The organism is Boseongicola aestuarii, from assembly GCF_900184815.1.
In the GTDB taxonomy this organism is placed as follows: Bacteria; Pseudomonadota; Alphaproteobacteria; order Rhodobacterales; family Rhodobacteraceae; genus Boseongicola; species Boseongicola aestuarii.
This window is the reverse complement of the sequence record NZ_FXXQ01000002.1, coordinates 275650-291972: the sequence shown is the minus strand read 5'-3', so window position 1 is coordinate 291972 and position 16323 is coordinate 275650. Positions and strand designations below refer to the sequence as shown.

General features: G+C 57.8%; 17 protein-coding genes. 11 read left to right on the top strand and 6 right to left on the bottom strand.

Annotation, left to right across the window (positions count from 1 at the left end; all coding sequences use genetic code 11):
• The first annotated feature begins 12 nt into the window (after window positions 1-12).
• The 4 genes from BOA8489_RS04385 (at window position 13) to creD (ending at window position 3636) form a co-directional block, all read left to right on the top strand.
• Window positions 13-792, top strand: a complete 780-nt coding sequence (locus tag BOA8489_RS04385; RefSeq protein ID WP_093972767.1) for a succinate dehydrogenase iron-sulfur subunit — start codon at window positions 13-15, stop codon at window positions 790-792.
• 376 nt (window positions 793-1168) lie between these two features.
• Window positions 1169-1762 carry a hypothetical protein gene (locus tag BOA8489_RS04380; RefSeq protein ID WP_141138234.1) on the top strand — a complete coding sequence of 198 codons (594 nt, stop codon included), beginning with the start codon at window positions 1169-1171 and terminating at the stop codon, window positions 1760-1762.
• A 52-nt stretch (window positions 1763-1814) separates the two neighbouring features.
• On the top strand, window positions 1815-2006 hold the full coding sequence (locus BOA8489_RS04375) for a hypothetical protein (RefSeq protein WP_093972765.1): 192 nt from the start codon (window positions 1815-1817) through the stop codon (window positions 2004-2006).
• A gap of 211 nt (window positions 2007-2217) precedes the next feature.
• A complete protein-coding gene (gene creD / locus BOA8489_RS04370; protein ID WP_093972764.1) occupies window positions 2218-3636 on the top strand; it encodes a cell envelope integrity protein CreD in 1419 nt (472 codons plus the stop codon).
• Here the strand turns inward: creD and BOA8489_RS04365 are convergent.
• Together BOA8489_RS04365 and deoD are read right to left on the bottom strand one after the other, a co-directional pair.
• A complete protein-coding gene (locus BOA8489_RS04365; protein WP_093972763.1) occupies window positions 3633-4121 on the bottom strand; it encodes a GNAT family N-acetyltransferase in 489 nt (162 codons plus the stop codon). The genes creD and BOA8489_RS04365 overlap by 4 nt on opposite strands.
• Before the next feature lie 17 nt (window positions 4122-4138).
• Window positions 4139-4843: a purine-nucleoside phosphorylase gene (gene deoD / locus BOA8489_RS04360; protein WP_093972762.1), complete on the bottom strand. Its 705-nt coding sequence runs from the start codon at window positions 4841-4843 to the stop codon at window positions 4139-4141.
• A gap of 64 nt (window positions 4844-4907) precedes the next feature.
• On the opposite strand from deoD, the gene BOA8489_RS04355 reads away from it, so the two are divergent.
• Entirely contained in the window at window positions 4908-5429 is a 522-nt protein-coding gene (locus BOA8489_RS04355; protein WP_176440206.1) for a DUF4329 domain-containing protein, read from the top strand.
• A 16-nt stretch (window positions 5430-5445) separates the two neighbouring features.
• Here the strand turns inward: BOA8489_RS04355 and BOA8489_RS04350 are convergent, their stop codons facing one another.
• Window positions 5446-7464, bottom strand: coding sequence for an ethylmalonyl-CoA mutase (locus tag BOA8489_RS04350; protein WP_281256170.1), 2019 nt, complete (start codon window positions 7462-7464; stop codon window positions 5446-5448).
• A gap of 107 nt (window positions 7465-7571) precedes the next feature.
• Here BOA8489_RS04350 and BOA8489_RS04345 point away from each other — a divergent pair, with 107 nt between their 5' ends.
• Entirely contained in the window at window positions 7572-8990 is a 1419-nt protein-coding gene (locus tag BOA8489_RS04345) for a 1-acyl-sn-glycerol-3-phosphate acyltransferase (protein WP_093972759.1), read from the top strand.
• A gap of 114 nt (window positions 8991-9104) precedes the next feature.
• Window positions 9105-10397, top strand: coding sequence for a crotonyl-CoA carboxylase/reductase (ccrA, locus tag BOA8489_RS04340; RefSeq protein ID WP_093972758.1), 1293 nt, complete (start codon window positions 9105-9107; stop codon window positions 10395-10397).
• 167 nt (window positions 10398-10564) lie between these two features.
• On the opposite strand, the gene BOA8489_RS20120 is transcribed toward ccrA, so the two are convergent.
• Window positions 10565-10783, bottom strand: a complete 219-nt coding sequence (locus BOA8489_RS20120) for a hypothetical protein (RefSeq protein ID WP_141138233.1) — start codon at window positions 10781-10783, stop codon at window positions 10565-10567.
• Between BOA8489_RS20120 and BOA8489_RS04330 the strand changes: the two genes are divergently transcribed.
• The 4 genes from BOA8489_RS04330 (at window position 10782) to BOA8489_RS04315 (ending at window position 14515) form a co-directional block, all read left to right on the top strand.
• Window positions 10782-11486, top strand: a complete 705-nt coding sequence (locus BOA8489_RS04330) for a helix-turn-helix transcriptional regulator (protein ID WP_093972756.1) — start codon at window positions 10782-10784, stop codon at window positions 11484-11486. The two genes, BOA8489_RS20120 and BOA8489_RS04330, sit on opposite strands and share 2 nt — an antisense overlap.
• 82 nt (window positions 11487-11568) lie before the next feature.
• Window positions 11569-12210 (top strand): acyl-homoserine-lactone synthase, encoded by a 642-nt coding sequence (locus BOA8489_RS04325; RefSeq protein ID WP_093972755.1) that lies wholly within the window; start codon window positions 11569-11571, stop codon window positions 12208-12210.
• 41 nt (window positions 12211-12251) lie between these two features.
• Window positions 12252-13787: an AAA family ATPase gene (locus BOA8489_RS04320; RefSeq protein WP_093972754.1), complete on the top strand. Its 1536-nt coding sequence runs from the start codon at window positions 12252-12254 to the stop codon at window positions 13785-13787.
• Window positions 13784-14515, top strand: coding sequence for an SDR family oxidoreductase (locus tag BOA8489_RS04315; protein ID WP_093972753.1), 732 nt, complete (start codon window positions 13784-13786; stop codon window positions 14513-14515). The genes BOA8489_RS04320 and BOA8489_RS04315 overlap by 4 nt, the downstream gene beginning before the upstream one ends.
• A 70-nt stretch (window positions 14516-14585) precedes the next feature.
• Here BOA8489_RS04315 and BOA8489_RS04310 read toward each other — a convergent pair whose 3' ends face one another.
• Both BOA8489_RS04310 and BOA8489_RS04305 read right to left on the bottom strand, forming a co-directional pair.
• Window positions 14586-15335, bottom strand: a complete 750-nt coding sequence (locus BOA8489_RS04310) for a TIGR02186 family protein (RefSeq protein ID WP_093972752.1) — start codon at window positions 15333-15335, stop codon at window positions 14586-14588.
• Window positions 15335-16249 carry a sulfite exporter TauE/SafE family protein gene (locus BOA8489_RS04305; protein WP_093972751.1) on the bottom strand — a complete coding sequence of 305 codons (915 nt, stop codon included), beginning with the start codon at window positions 16247-16249 and terminating at the stop codon, window positions 15335-15337. Before BOA8489_RS04305 ends, BOA8489_RS04310 begins: the two co-directional genes overlap by 1 nt.
• Window positions 16250-16323: the final 74 nt, after the last annotated feature.

Here is a 16323-nt window from a genome sequence, read left to right as displayed (position 1 = left end):
AGGAGAGAACCCATGGTCCAACTGACCCTCCCCAAGAACTCGACCATCCGCACCGGCAAGACATGGCCCGCTCCGGAAGGCGCGACCAATCTGCGCAAGGTGCAGATTTATCGCTGGAACCCCGACGACGGCAAGAATCCAAGCGTCGACACATACCACGTCGATATGGACACCTGTGGCCCGATGGTTCTGGACGCGCTGATCAAGATCAAGAACGAGATCGATCCGACGCTGACTTTCCGCCGCTCTTGCCGAGAAGGCATCTGCGGAAGTTGCGCGATGAACATCGACGGCATCAATACGCTGGCCTGCATCTATGGCATGGACGAGGTGAAAGGCGACATCAAAATCTACCCGCTGCCGCACATGCCGGTGATCAAAGACCTGATCCCTGATCTCACGCACTTCTACGCTCAACATGCCTCGATCATGCCTTGGCTTGAAACCAAAACGAACCATCCGCAAAAAGAGTGGCGTCAGTCCGTTGAGGACCGCGAGAAACTCGACGGTCTCTATGAATGCGTCATGTGCGCCTGCTGCTCGACGTCCTGTCCGAGCTATTGGTGGAATGGTGACCGGTATCTCGGCCCCGCAGCGCTTCTTCACGCTTACCGATGGATCATCGATAGCCGTGATGAAGCCACAGGCGAACGTCTTGATGAACTTGAAGATCCGTTCAAGCTTTACCGCTGCCACACAATTATGAACTGTGCCAAGACCTGCCCCAAAGGGCTAAACCCGGCCAAGGCCATTGCAGAGATCAAGAAGATGATGGTCGAGCGCGTCGTCTGAAAAGAAATAGGGGGCTTCGCCCCCGCCTCCCTAAGGTCGGCTCCCCCAGGATATTTCTGGGCCAATAATAACGTTTTGGTAACCTCGCAATTCTAGGTCTGGTTCTGCGGCACAGGCGGGGACGCCGATGGCCGTGGCCGGTAATGACCGGAGAAAGGGATTTGCCTTCGACATGAAGGAAGATCCCTTTTTGCATTATCGGCCGAAAACATCCTGGCCAAGACCCGAAGAGGGTCAGGGGCAAAGCCCCAATTTTCTGATCAAAGGGCCTTTGCCACTGTCCTGATCAAGGCAAAAGTTAAGCGGTGGTGTCAAATTTTGCCCATGTTTGCAGGATAGCGATTTTCAATAGCTTAAAGCAATTGGGACTGTTCAGATGAGAGAAGCTCTTATTTCCTTGCCTGCAACGGGTGCGATACTGCTTTTCTCCGCTTGCGGTGGAGGCGGTGGTGGCGGGTCAAGTCTTGAGGCCTATGCATCACAACTTGCTGCATTTGGATCGGATCCCACACTTGCAAGTCGCACACCTGATGCAACTGTGAACGCTCTGAACGCGAGCGCGACCTACAATGGTGTTGTGAATATTGGTACAGATGCCGCTTCGAACCCGGCCGGCGCAGCCGCCTACTACGGCGGCCTCAGCGTCACTGTCGATTTCACCAACGCAAGTGCAACAGATTCACTGTCAGGGACGGCTGGCAATTTCGTGCAGTATTTTTCTGAAATCGCGAGCCCCAAAACTGGCGGCGCAGTCTCAGGGAGCATATCTCTTGTAGGTAATCTCACCGGTTCCAACGAGTCCGGTATCGGTGACGGATTGAATGGAACCGCAGCTGGAACCATCGACGGCATCAATGTTTCCTACACTTTTGATGGTAGCATTGATGGGCTTGCTGGAAATGGCATGTCTCTATTCTTCAGTGGTGCAAACGCCGACAGTTCCGGGGGTGTCGGGCTCGCGGTTGACTAGCCTGGCCCAAATTGGGCTTTCGCCCTTGCCAGTGGCGTGGTGTTAATGCTCCATGCCACTTCTCTTTCTCGCCCTTCTCCTCGGCGTCCTCGCTTACCTCTACTGGAAGCGCACCGCGACGACCCTCACCCGCAATTGCCGCTGGCGACAAGACCGCGCGGCGGGCGACTGGGTCTGCACTTACTGCGGTGCCAGAAATCCCTCGCAGGCCAGCCCGACGTCCTGCGAAAACATTGATCGCTAGACGCGCGAAAACCGCGTGTTAATCCGCTGTTAGTCTCACCGAACGGCCGCACCGACGTCATACCGACGTGACACCGACGTTATACAGACGTTGCCTTTTACCCTGTCCAATCACCTCGCAGACCCTGCACAAGCCATCCCGAACCACGCCATACGGCCTGCAATCGGCCCTGCCAAACTCGTCCCATCATGTTAAAAACAAGGGACAAATCATGTTTCAATCCACCGGCTTCCGCTTCATCGCCGTCGGGCTCCTCGCTCTTTTGATGTTCATACCTCTTAACCTCGTCTCCTCGGTCATCAACGACCGCGCCAACTACTCCCGCCAAACCGTCAACGACATCTCCAGCGAATGGGGCGGTGCCCAGCAAATCAGCGGTCCCGTGCTTGTCATTCCCGTCATCGAAGATGTCACCTACGACCGCCGCCGCGAGGTCGTGGACGCCTTTACAGGGCAGCCCTTGCAGGACGAAAACGGCAAACCTGTATACGAGCGGTACGAGGAAACAATCACCGAAAAGCGCCCGCCGGTTTACCTTTTCGCCGAGTCCCTCGACATCGGCGTCACCACGGCTTCTCAGACCCGCGCCCGCGGTATCTTTGAGGTGCCCGTCTATACTGCCGACGTTCAAATAACCTTTGACTTCAACGCTCTGTCCGCAAGCGATGCTGTCGGTGGTGATGAGGTCCTGCTCTGGAACGATGCCCGTATCGACGTCCATCTGACCTCCAACCGGGCGCTGCGCGGCCAAGCCGAACTCACCACAAACGGTCTGCCATTAACCCTTGAGCCGATTGCACAAGCGAACGAGAAGTCCGGCGGCGGCATCACCGCGACTCCGGGCGATCCACGTGCCTCGGGACCCTTCGTGCTAAAACTCAAACTGAACGGAGCCCAGCACTTCGCCGCCACCGCAACGGGGCGCACGACCCACCTGGCCATCGCCAGCGATTGGCCTGATCCAAGCTTCTTCGGCAGTTTTCTTCCTGAAGACCGGGAGATCAACGAAAATGGCTTTACCGCCCGCTGGACGGTTCCGCATCTGGCCCGGCCTTTTCCGCAAGTCAGCCGCGAAGCACTCGACCATTCCGCAAGCTCTGTCCCTTTGATGGGTGTGCGGTTCATTACGCCCAACGACTTCTACCAAAAAGCGTACCGTTCCGCGCGATATGGCCTTCTTTTCATAGGTCTGACCTTCCTTACGGTCCTGCTGCTGGACCGCGTCGGCACAAAGTCAGCTCACCCGGTGCAGTATCTGATGATCGGCCTGGCGCAGTCGATTTTCGTGCTTCTCATGGCCTCGTATGCCGAACAAATCGGCTTTGGAGCCGCCTATCTTCTTGCCTCAGCCGCGACGATCGCCCTGTTAACCATATTTGGCGCTACAGCGCTTAGACTGGGCAAGCAAACGAGGACTTTGGCCGCGATGTTAATAATCGTTTACACGATTTTGTATCTGATCCTGCAAAGCTCGGATCACGCTCTTCTCGCTGGCTCCACATTGGCCTTCCTTGCTCTTGCCGGAACCATGTGGCTCACGCGAAATGAAGACTGGCACGGTCCGGACTGCGAACCCAGAAAATGGTTCCGCCGTAAGGCACCTTCCGAAGCCATGCAAACAACTGGCTAAAGCGCCTTCGAAAAGGTGAGACTAGTCACCCGGTCAAAGCCTGGGTGGCGGGTTTCACCGGACTTCGTAAACCCTAATGCGTTGAAAATAAAGTGATTAGTCTCAAGTTCCACGCGTGTTTGCAGGGTCAAGGCAGTCAAGTCGGATGCGATGGCGAAGTCTACAAACCGACACACAATACGCCGCAAAACCCCGCGATTTCGCGCGTCGGGGTGTACCGCAAGTTTCGATAGATACAGGGCCTTGCCTCGCGTGCTGCCAAAGCCGAACCCCACGATCCGGTTGCTGTCTCTTGCCACGACAAACGCGTCCGACCTAGCCACTTCACGCAAGTTTTCAGCGTTCATCTTCGTTAATGACGACGGAGGGTCGATCTGGCCGTCCATATAGGCGAATGACGTCACCAAGAGCGCGTGCACCGCGTTCCAGTCATCAAAGCCGGCAGGTGAAAACTCTACGTTTAAGTCCTTGATCCGGTCAGTCAAAAGTTAACGATTGCGTGTCACGCAAAGGCCGCCTCCAAGGCAATTTCCACCATGTCCCCAAAGCTCTTCTCACGCTGATCGCTGGGCAAGGCTTCACCGGTAATCAGGTGATCCGACACGGTCAAAACAGCCAAGGCCCGCCGTCCGTATCGCGCCGCCAGATTGTAAAGCTCCGCCGCCTCCATCTCGACACCCAATATGCCGTGGCGCATCATCTGCTCATTCAGATCGGGCCGTTCGTCATAGAACACATCCGACGAATAGATCCCGCCAACATGCGTAGAAACCCCTTTGTTTTCAGCAGCATCAGCGGCAGCGCGCAACAGGCCATAGTCGGCGGAAGGTGCAAACCTGAACTCTTTGAAGATGCCGGCCGACGGTGTGGACAACGACGAAGCCGTCATCGCCAAAATCACATCTCGCACCTTCACTTTGTCCTGCATTCCCCCGCAGGATCCGATGCGGATCAGTGTCTTGGCGCCATAGTCCTTTATCAGTTCATTGGCATAAATCGAGAGGCTTGGCATCCCCATGCCGGACCCGTGGATCGTGACGGGGTGCCCCTTCCAGGTTCCCGTGAAACCCAGCATTCCCCGGACTTCGTTAACCAAACGCGCGTCAGTCAGAAACGTCTCCGCTGCCCATCTGGCACGATAAGGGTCACCTGGAAGCAATACTGTTTCCGCAATTTCGCCTTCCTTGGCGCAGATATGAATGGTCATGACGGGACCCTTTGTAAAGATGATAAGACCCCTAAAGTGCTACTTCGTTAAAGGTGGGTTGCCAATGCCTCACAGATTGATCGCAACATGTGCTGTCGTGATCGCCGCAATGCCCACCCTGGCAGATCCAGAGGCCGAACTGGCGTTTGCTCGCAGTATTCTGAACGACCTTCAGGGGCCATCGTTTCGCGAGAATGTCGAATATTGCGGCTACATCGGTCTCGACGAAGACGGTAGTCTGGTTGCAACCGTCTCCACTCGTGGCGGTGCCGACTGGTGCGAAATGGACATTCCGGAACACTTTGAAATCGTGGCATCTTATCACACACACGCTGGTTATGACCCCAACTCGTGGTCCGAAATCCCAAGCGGTGGCGATATGGAAAGTGACGAGGATCTGGGCATCGACGGCTACATCAGCACGCCTGGTGGTCGGTTATGGTATATCGATACCGCAGATATGGTTGCCTTCCAGATTTGCGGCATCGGATGCCTTCAGTTCGATCCAAGCTTTCAACCAGCGCCGGAAGACAATATTCAGCCAAACTACACCTACGACGAGCTTATCCGCAAAATTGGGGATTAACCTTGGTTAATCCCCGTCATTCAGCCGCGACGCTTGCAGGGTCGGCAAGATGAACAATGTCGAACATGATCCGGTTGAGTTCAAAATCCTTCGGCGTATAGACCCGCGCTACACCCATTCTCAGCAGCCGTTCCGAGTCATCATCTGGGATTATTCCGCCGACGACGACCGGGATGTGACTCAGCCCGACTTCGTGAAGTTCGCTCAGAAGCTCTTCGATAAGCGGCATATGGCTGCCGGAAAGAATAGATAATCCAATGACATGCGAGCCATTCTCCCGCGCCGCCGCGACAATCTCGGATGGTGTCAGCCGGATACCTTCATAGGTGATATCCATACCGGCATCGCGTGCGCGGGTCGCGATCTGCTCCGCCCCATTCGAATGCCCGTCCAGACCGGGCTTGCCCACGAGGAACTTCAGTCGCTCGCCAAGTCTGGCCGAAACGGCTTCGACTTCGGCGCGTAGCTCGTCCAGCCCCTCGGTTCGGTTCGACGGAGATTGCGACACACCCGTCGGCGCGCGGTATTGCCCGAACACCTCTCGCACTACGTCGCCCCATTCGCCCGTGGTCGCCCCGGCCTTTGCCGCAGCAATCGACGTTGGCATGATGTTCACGCCGGACCGCGCCGCCGCGCGCAAATCCGTCAACGCCTTTTCCACTGCAAACTGGTCGCGCGAAGATCGCCAGGCCTCTAGTCGCGCAATCTGATCAGCCTCGGCCTTTGGATCAGCAAGCATGATTGCTTCTGGCCCACTAGTTAACGGCGACGGCTCACCCGATTCATACTTGTTAACGCCCACGACCGTCGTTTCGCCGCGCTCGATACGTTGAATGCGGTCCGCATTCGCCTCGACCAGACGCATCTTCATATGTTCAATCGCTTCGACCGCACCGCCCATGGCGTCGATGTGGGCCAGCTCTGAACGCGCGCCCTCTTTCAGGGCCTCAACCTTCGATGCAATGACCGGGTTGCCATCGAACAGATCGCCGTATTCCAGCAGGTCCGTCTCAAACGCCAGAATCTGCTGCATCCGAAGCGACCATTGCTGATCCCAGGGGCGCGGTAGCCCAAGGGCCTCATTCCAAGCAGGCAACTGAACCGCGCGAGCTCGCGCATTCTTGGACAATGTAACTGCCAGCATTTCCAACAAGATACGGTACACGTTGTTCTCGGGCTGCTGTTCCGTCAGCCCCAACGAATTTACCTGAACGCCGTAGCGGAAACGCCTGAATTTTTCCTCTTCGACACCATATCGCTCGCGACAGATCTCGTCCCAAAGCTCGGTGAATGCACGCATTTTACAAAGCTCGGTCACAAAGCGGATGCCCGCGTTCACAAAGAAGCTGATGCGACCAACCATCGCCGGGAAATGCTCGGCTGGAACCTTTTGCTGAAGATCGTCCAGCACCGCCTGCGCCGTCGCCAAAGCATAGGCCAGCTCTTGTTCCGGCGTCGCTCCGGCTTCCTGAAGGTGATAGGAACACACGTTCATGGGGTTCCATTTTGGAAGATGTTCGCGCGTCCAAGCCGCCACATCGGTAATCATTCTTAACGACGGGCGAGGGGGGCAAACATATGTGCCGCGGGACAAATATTCTTTGATGATGTCGTTCTGAACCGTGCCCTGAAGTTTGGAAACGTCCGCACCCTGCTCCTCGGCGGCAGCCACATAAAGCGCCAAAAGCCATGGCGCGGTCGCGTTTATGGTCATCGACGTGTTCATCTGATCCAGCGGAATCGCATCAAACAGCGCCCGCATGTCGCCAAGATGTGCAACCGGAACGCCGACTTTTCCGACCTCGCCCCGCGCAAGGCGGTGATCGCTGTCATAGCCCGTTTGCGTTGGCAGATCGAAGGCGACCGAAAGACCCGTCTGTCCCTTCGCAAGGTTGCCACGATACAAAGCATTGGACGCCTTGGCCGTCGAATGGCCCGCATAGGTGCGAAACAGCCAAGGCCGATCAGCGGTGTTCTGGGCGGTCTCTTTCTGCACCTGCGACATAGGCGAATCCCCTCGGAGTGATCCTGAAATATTATTTCGTCAGAAAGCGATTTAAAGTCATTTTGTATCGCTGTCAATTCGCTGCGTCGCGGCATGACGGGATTGTCCTTCCGCGAACACACTGTCACTGTCGCGCCATGACACAACCGGTCACCTTGCCGCTCTGGCTCCTTGTTCTTGTTCTGGTGTTCGCGGCTGTGACTGCGTCAACGCACCTCCTGTTTCCATCCGTGCGCTGGTATTTCCGCCGCCGTGCGGAACGCCTTGTCGCGGAACTGAACAAGCGCCTCGAACGTCCTATCCAGCCGTTCAAACTGCTTCGCCGACAAGACATGATCCAGCGCGTCATCTATGATCCCGAAGTCGTCCGAGCTGTGACCGAGTACGCCGAAAACGAAGGCGTGCGCGAAGACGTGGCCTTTGAAAAAGCCCATCGATACGCCCGCGAGATCGTTCCCTCGTTTAGCGCGACGGCCTACTTCGGGGTTGCGGTCCGCGCAACGCGCTGGCTGTCCAACAAGCTGTTCGACGTGCGCCTCCACCGTATTGACGACGAAGCTCTTACGGCGGTCGACCAGAACGCAACATTGGTCTTCGTCATCAATCACCGCTCGAACTTCGACTATGTTCTGGTGACCTATCTTGCCGGCGACAGATCGGCGCTCAGCTATGCCGCCGGGGAATGGGCTCAGGTCTGGCCTCTCAGCCGCATTGTCCGGGCAATGGGCGCCTACTTCATTCGCAGGCGCTCGCACACGGAGCTCTATCGCAAAGTCTTGGCATCATACGTTAAAAAGGCGACCGAGGCCGGTGTGACCCAGGCCGTCTTCCCGGAAGGCGGCCTCAGTCGCACCGGATTGGTTGGTCCGCCCAAACTCGGGATCCTCAGTTATATCGTGCAGGGATGGCGGGAAGACGGACATGACGTTGTTTTCGTGCCGGTGTCTCTTAACTATGATCGCGTTGTCGAAGATCGTGTTCTCGTAGCGGCTGGCCGGTCCGGAACTCGCCGCTTTCGCGCCTCAGCCCCCGAAGGCATCCGCTTCACCTTTCGGTATGTCTGGCGCCGCCTGCGTGGCCGCGAGACCCGGTTCGGTGTCGCAGGCGTTACCTTCGGCAAGCCCGTATCGCTCACCGACCTTTCCAAGGACACGACCGACGACCACGTCCTCGTCGACATTTTGGGTGCGCGCCTGAAAACAGATATCGAAGCGTCGGTGCCGGTCGTGACTGTCCCCTTGATCATGACGACGCTTCTTCGATCCGGCAGCACCGCCAGTCTGGACGAAATTGCAAAAGGCATGGCAATACTGCGCGCTGACCTTGGTGATGGCCCGCCTGACTTCGGTATTGCAACAGACGATGCCAAGGCCCTTGCAGCGGTTCTCGACGGTCTCGTCGTGCGCAACATCCTATCCCAGTCCGGTGATTCCTACACCATCCTCGAACCGGACCTCGCCGCCTTCTATGCAAATTCTATCCGCCAGTTTCTTGCTGCAGATGCAGCTTCGGCAATCCCGCCGATCAAGGCAGAAAGCAAATCGCCCGAGACATAAAATTTCAAAATGTAGCAAAAAAAATTTGCAAAATTACTTTTCGAACGCTATCCCAATCCAAAGTGTCGCGAGATTCTGCGGCGCAGCGTGATATATAGTTAAGGGAATCAACCAATGGCGTTGGACGAGAAGGCAAACACCGTGAGCTACACATCCCCGATCAAAGACCTTTACGAGGTGGGCGAGATGCCTCCGATGGGTCATGTCCCCGCGAAAATGCATGCCTGGGCCATCCGTCGCGAGCGTCATGGTGAGCCGGATAAAGCCATGCAGCTTGAAACCGTCGACACGCCGCAAATCGACAGCCACGAAGTGCTCGTTTTGGTGATGGCCGCCGGAGTGAACTACAACGGTGTTTGGGCAGCTCTCGGTCAGCCGATCAGCCCCTTTGACGGCCATCAGCAGCCCTATCACATTGCCGGATCAGATGCCGCAGGCATCGTGTGGGCGGTGGGTGACAAGGTAAAGCGTTGGAGGGTCGGTGACGAGGTCGTCATCCATTGCAACCAGGACGACGGTGACGACGAGGAATGCAATGGCGGCGATCCGATGTTCTCGACCTCGCAGCGCATCTGGGGATACGAAACGCCAGATGGGTCGTTTTCACAATTCACCCGCGTTCAGTCCCAGCAGTTGATGGAGCGCCCAAAGCATCTCACCTGGGAAGAAAGCGCCTGCTACACGTTAACCTTGGCAACGGCCTATCGGATGCTGTTCGGTCATGAACCGCACGACCTGAAACCCGGCCAGAATGTGCTTGTCTGGGGCGCGTCCGGCGGTCTTGGATCTTACGCAATCCAGCTAATCAACACCGCTGGTGCGAACGCGATCGGCGTGATTTCGGACGAAGACAAGCGTGATTTCGTCATGGGTCTGGGTGCCAAGGGTGTTCTCAATCGTTGTGACTTTAATTGCTGGGGGCAGATGCCCAAGGTAAACACGCCCGAATACGCCGACTGGTTCAAGGAAGCGCGCAAATTCGGCAAGGCGATCTGGGACATCACCGGCAAGGGCAACAACGTCGACATGGTGTTCGAACATCCTGGCGAGGCGACGTTCCCCGTCTCGACATTCGTCTGTAAAAAGGGTGGCATGGTCGTGATTTGCGCGGGCACGACCGGATTCAATTGCACCTTCGATGTGCGCTATATGTGGATGCACCAGAAGCGCCTACAAGGCAGCCATTTCGCCCACCTGAAACAGGCAAGTGCTGCCAACAAGCTGATGGTCGAGCGTCGCCTCGACCCCTGCATGTCCGAAGTCTTCACGTGGTCCGAATTGCCCGAGGCGCATATGAAAATGCTTCGCAACGAACACAAGCCCGGAAACATGGCCGTGCTCGTCCAGTCGCCACGGACAGGTCTGCGCACTCTAGAGGACACGCTGGAGGCAAGCGTTTCCTTTTAGGAAACAGTCTGTTTCCAAAGAATCAAAGGCGGTCAAGTCATCCGGCCTTTCAACGAGAGAACCTGCCCCTTAAGGGCGGGTTCTTTTGTTTTCAGACACTTGCATCTCCCTGCCTCCCTATTTCCGGGGAGTTGAAATCAGCGAATTCTCGGAAAATCAGGCACATGCTAAGGTTGTATTAACTGTTCATTAACCTTTGAAAAAGAGAGTCGATTATGGCGAACGAATGGATACTCGAAGTCTTTGCGGATTTGACGACCTTTGCTGAACAAAACGATCTGCCCGCCCTTGAGCGTCAGCTGGTCTTGGCAAAACAGGTTGCCGAAATCGATGTAAGCGCGAACCACGGCATGTCGCCACACTCGACGAGACAGGGTATTGGACATGTTGGAATCCTACATCGAGCAACTGCAGAGGGTTGAGACACTCGGTGAACTCAACGATCAGGTCGTCGCCTTGCGCGATACGCTTGACGTCGAACACGTCGTTTACCATTCGGTCAATTCAACCGGCGAACAATACGCCGCGCTGACCTACTCGCCCGAATGGGTGCAACGCTATCTGGACGAGGATTACACCCGCATCGATCCGGTCGTTCAGGCCTGCTACCGGCGCTTTCATCCGATCGACTGGAAACGCCTCGATTGGACCAACAAGAACGTCAGGAACTTCCACGGCGAGGCCATCGACAGCGGCATCGGAAATCAGGGTTTTTCCGTTCCGATCCGGGGGCCTTCCGGCCAGTTCGCGCTCTTTACAGTCTCGGGAAATGCCTCTGACGACAAATGGGCCTCCTACACGCAAGAGCACGTCCGCGACCTTCTTCTCGTGTCTCACTTCGTGAACCAGAAAGCCCTCGAACTGGAACGCGGCACCGATCAGGTCCAGACCGTCAGTCTCAGCCCGCGCGAGACCGATGCGTTAACCATGCTGGCGATGAGTTATAACCGCGCGCAGGCCGCCGACAGTCTGTCGATCTCTGAACACACCTTGCGCGTCTACATCGAAAGCGCGCGCTTCAAACTCACGGCGATGAACACAACCCACGCAGTCGCGCGCGCCTTGAGCCAAGGGCTGTTAATCATTTGATAACCGTACAGCGCGGCCTGATCCGAAAGCGTTAACAAACGCCACTTAGCACTCTCTCCAGCACATCCACTGGAGGGACCACATGCTTCGCTACATCTACGCCGACGATCTTCACCGCTTCCCGCGCCTCGCCCGCTCTATGTTTGTCGACCGCGCTAAACAGTTCCACGACCGCTTGCGGTGGGACGTCACCCTGCGGGACGATGGCACCGAGCGTGATGACTACGACGATGCAAACCCGCTCTATGTCATCTGGGAAGACACCACCGGAGGCCACGGCGGCTCGATGCGTTTTTTGCCAACAACCGGCGACACGATGGTGAACGACCACTTCCTGCACCTCACGGACGGCGTCGAAATCAAAAGCCCGTTCATCTGGGAGTGTACCCGCTTCTGCCTTGCCCCCGGCGCACCCGCACAGGTGTCCGCCGCCCTTATGCTTGGCGGCATGGAACTTGGCTTGAACAACCACCTTTCCCATTCGGTCGGTGTTTTTGACGCCCGCATGGTGCGCATTTATGCACGCCTCGGATGGGGGCCGACGATCCTCGGCACCGCAGGGCAGGGACGCGATGCCACCAGTGTCGGCCTCTGGGCGTTCGAACCTGAACTACGCCCACGCCTCCTGTCGCGCGCCGGGATCACCGACGAAATGAGCCGTCACTGGTATGACCGCAGCTTCGGTGCCCTGACACCTACCGCAAAACCCGCGCTTTCCGCCTGATCGCGCTGGTGCAGACATGGGCAGCCCGCTAGGGTCCGCCCATGTCCGTCCCTCTCATCCAGTTTTCCGAAGATCAGGCCGATGCGTTTGACCGTGTCGCCGACGTCCTGCGCTCCGCCGGCGTCGACATCGAAGAAAGCATGACGACCCCCCGTGTCGAAGGCGGCGACAACGCGCTGGCCATCATTGGCAAAGCGGGGTCCGGCAAGACCATGCTTCTTGCGCGTCTCGCCGAAGCCCTCGCGGAAGCCGGTGTCGACACGATCTCCGGCGATTACGAAAGCCGCCGCCGTAAAGACCGTCGCACCGTCGCCATCCTCGCCCCCACGAACAAAGCCGCCAGCGTCCTGCGCACGCGCGGCGTCGCAGCCACCACAATCCACCGCATCCTCTACACGCCCCTCTACGATCCCGAGTATGAGAAGATCGCTGAATGGCTGGTGGGCAATGCAGACCGCCCCGAAGTCGAACTTGAAGGCCTGACCGACCTCGCCCTTGATCGCGCCTTCGCGTTCTACCAACAGGTCAAATCCGTCCCCGGCGCGTTGGCCACCGCAGGCCTCAAAGGCTCCGACTTTATCCTCGGGTGGAAGCGCCGCGAAGACCCTCTCGACATCGGCTTCGTCGATGAAAGCTCCATGCTCGACAAACGCCAGTTTGATGACCTCAAAGAAATCTTCCCCACCCTAGTCCTCTTCGGCGACCCCGCCCAGCTTGCCCCCGTCAACCAATCCGGCTCAATGGTCTTTGATGATCTGCCCGCGCCGCGCAAACTCATTCTCCACCGCATCCACCGCCAGGATCAGGACAACCCGATCCTCGATCTCGCCCACGCCCTCTCGGACGACAGCCTCAGCTTCGAGGCCTTCGAAAGCATGATTGAAGACGCCGCAAAAACCGACGACCGCGTCATTCTGGCCGAGCGCGTCGATGCCGACATGATGGCCCGCTCGCCCGTTCTGGTCTGGCGCAACGCCACCCGCATCCGCCTGATCCACGCCTTCCGCGCCACCTTCGAAGCCCCCGCCGAAGGTCTCCTCCCCGGCGAACCGCTGCTCTGCGACGGCATCGAATTGCCGCTGAAACACCGCAAGAAACGCCTCGACCTCGAGGCGCGCGGCCTCATCAAAGGCGCGCAAGTCATCTACCTCGGCCCCGGCAGACGAGCCGGATTTTCGCGCCTCCACGTCATCGGGGCCCCAGAACCGCAAGTCTCCGCAGCCTCCATCGTCAAAATCGAAATCCCGGATGAAGAAGAACCGCAAATCCCCTTCGCCGCTAACATGGGCGCAGCCTTCCTCCATGGCGCTGCCGTAACGATCCACAAGGCTCAGGGCTCGCAGTGGCCCGACGTGCAGGTCTTCGCCCCTGACCTCTACGCCGCCAGCCGCGCCGGGCGCATCGAAGCAGGCATCCCGCTGTGGAAACGCCTCGCCTACGTCGCCATCACCCGCGCTGAAAACCGGCTCCATTGGGTGACACGCTACCGCCTCGCCCGCCCAACAGCCCCTCTCACCACGACGGACCTGCAACAACCCGCGGCCCCGTTCGAACTCACCTCTGAGGAGACACCATGACCAAATCCATCCTGATCACCGGAGCTTCCTCCGGCATCGGCCACGCCACGGCGCTCGAATTCCTGAACGCAGGCTGGACTGTCGGCCTGATCGCGCGCCGCGCCGAGATGCTCGAACATATGGCCGATACCTACGACAATGCTGTCCCGCTGCCCGCCGATGTGACAAACGAAGCGCAGGTCGACAACGCGTTCGATGCCTTCGTCGCGCAAACGGGCCGCCTCGATGCAATGTTCAATAACGCCGGCATTTCAGGCCCACAAGCCACCATCGACGAGGTCTCGCTCGCCGACTTCCAGCAGGTCGTCAACGTTAACCTCACAGGCATGTTCCTCGCCGCCCGTGCCGCTTTCCGCCACATGCGCACCCAGTCGCCCCAAGGCGGGCGCATCATCAACAACGGCTCGATCTCGGCCCACGTTCCGCGCCCGCTCATGGTCTGCTATACCACGACAAAACACGCGATCACCGGCATGACCCGCCAGCTCAGCCTCGACGGCCGCCCCTTCAACATCGCCTGCGGCCAAATCGACATCGGCAACGCCGGCACCCAGATGGTCACTGAAATGAATGATATCCTCGTTGCGCGGGGTGAAGAACCCAACCCCGTCATGGACGTGCACGAAGCCGCCCGCGCGGTCCTTCACATGGCCGAGCTGCCGCTGGAAACCAACGTGCAATTCATGACTATCATGGCGACAAAAATGCCCTACATCGGCCGCGGCTGACTGCTTCGCCCTTTCAAAAATACCATGGGGGAAGAGCAAAGCGAGGGGGGGAAGCCCCCCAAGCCCAACCTTAGAACCGGAAATACCGGAAAAAAGCCGAGGCTGCCCAACCGGCAAAGATCGCGATCGCCAGAGACATCAATCCGTAGACCAGTGGTTGCTGACGCGACAGATTGAACAGAAAGCGCTCCAGCCCAACCTTGCTGACATTGATGTTGGTCTCGTGCACATCCAAAACCGCCCCGCCGCGCGTCAAAAAGAACCGCGCCTTATAGTCACCTTCGGTCAGGTTCGCTGGCAGTTGAATGGATGTCTTGAACAACGTCTCCTCGCTGACCTCAACCGACCCAAAGGCGTTGAGATAAGCGTCCTGCGATTCCTTGATCCGCAACAACGCTTCGATAAAACTCCCCCGATCTTCGCGATCAAGCCCAACCGCGCGAATGGCCCGGTCGATCGACACCGAGTGCCGCAAATCCTCGACGTCGAGGATCACATCCGCCCATGGCGCCGAGGTCGCCACCGCGTAAAAGGACGGTGCCGCATCGACCTCGACAGCGGCGTTGTTCACCCAAATCCCAAAACGCTTGTCCTTACGGCGAATGGTGATCGGCGCGGCAGGCCCTTCGACCGTCACGATCACCTGAAGCGGAGGTCCGCCCGGCAATGGCACCGCACGTTTAACGGCCCCGAAGATCAGAATTTCGGACCCCTCGAAATTCGTCGTGATCTGCACCGAGTCCTGGCTCAGCCCCGCAACCACTTCTTCGGCTTGCGCTGGCAGCGCGAAAGCGATCAAAAAACACAACAGCCGGATCATCAGTGACCCCCCGCCGCGCCAAGGGAGTACAACTCCGACGGCATCACCAGCAAATCGAACGCAAGCTTGCCGCAGACCAAAAGCACCATACCCGCCAACAAGATCCGCAACTGCTCGGCCGGCAGCCGCGCCCCGATCTTCGTGCCAATCTGCGCTCCGATCACGCCGCCAACCAGCAATAAGACTGCCAGTACCACGTCCACCGTGAAGTTCGTCGTCGCATGCAAGAGTGTGGTGAAACCGGTGACGAAAATGATCTGAAACAGCGACGTTCCCACAACGACCTTCGTCGGCATCCCCAGCAGATAAATCATCGCCGGAACCATGATGAACCCGCCGCCAACGCCCATGATCGCGGCCAAGATACCCACGAATACACCGACCAGAGCCGGCGGAATCACCGAGATATAAAGACCAGATGTGCGGAACTTCATCTTGAAGGGCAGGTTGTGAACCCAATTGTGACGCTTGCGGGCTGGGGGCTTGCCGCTGCGCGTCTTGATGATCGCATTCAGGCTCTCGACGAACATCAGGCTGCCGATGATCCCCAGAAAGACGACGTAGCAAAGCTTCACCAACAGATCGACCTGACCCATCGCCTTTAGCGTATTGAACAATTGCACACCCAATGCCGCGCCGATCAGACCGCCGATCAGCAGCACCGTGCCCATCCTCAGGTCAACCGATTTTCGCCTCAGATGCGCAAGCACGCCGGAAAACGACGAGGCGACGATCTGGTTGGCTTCGGTCGCGACGGCAACCGCCGGAGGGATGCCGATAAAGAACAAAAGCGGCGTCATCAGGAAGCCGCCGCCGACACCGAACATGCCCGAAAGTACGCCGACCATGCCACCCAACCCCAAAAGGAGGAACGCATTGACGGATACTTCGGCGATGGGAAGGTAAATCTGCATGGCTTCCTTTACGCCTGCTGTGGCTCTCTAATCAACGCCCAAATCGGGAATCCCGATAAGGCCAGCTGCGACAA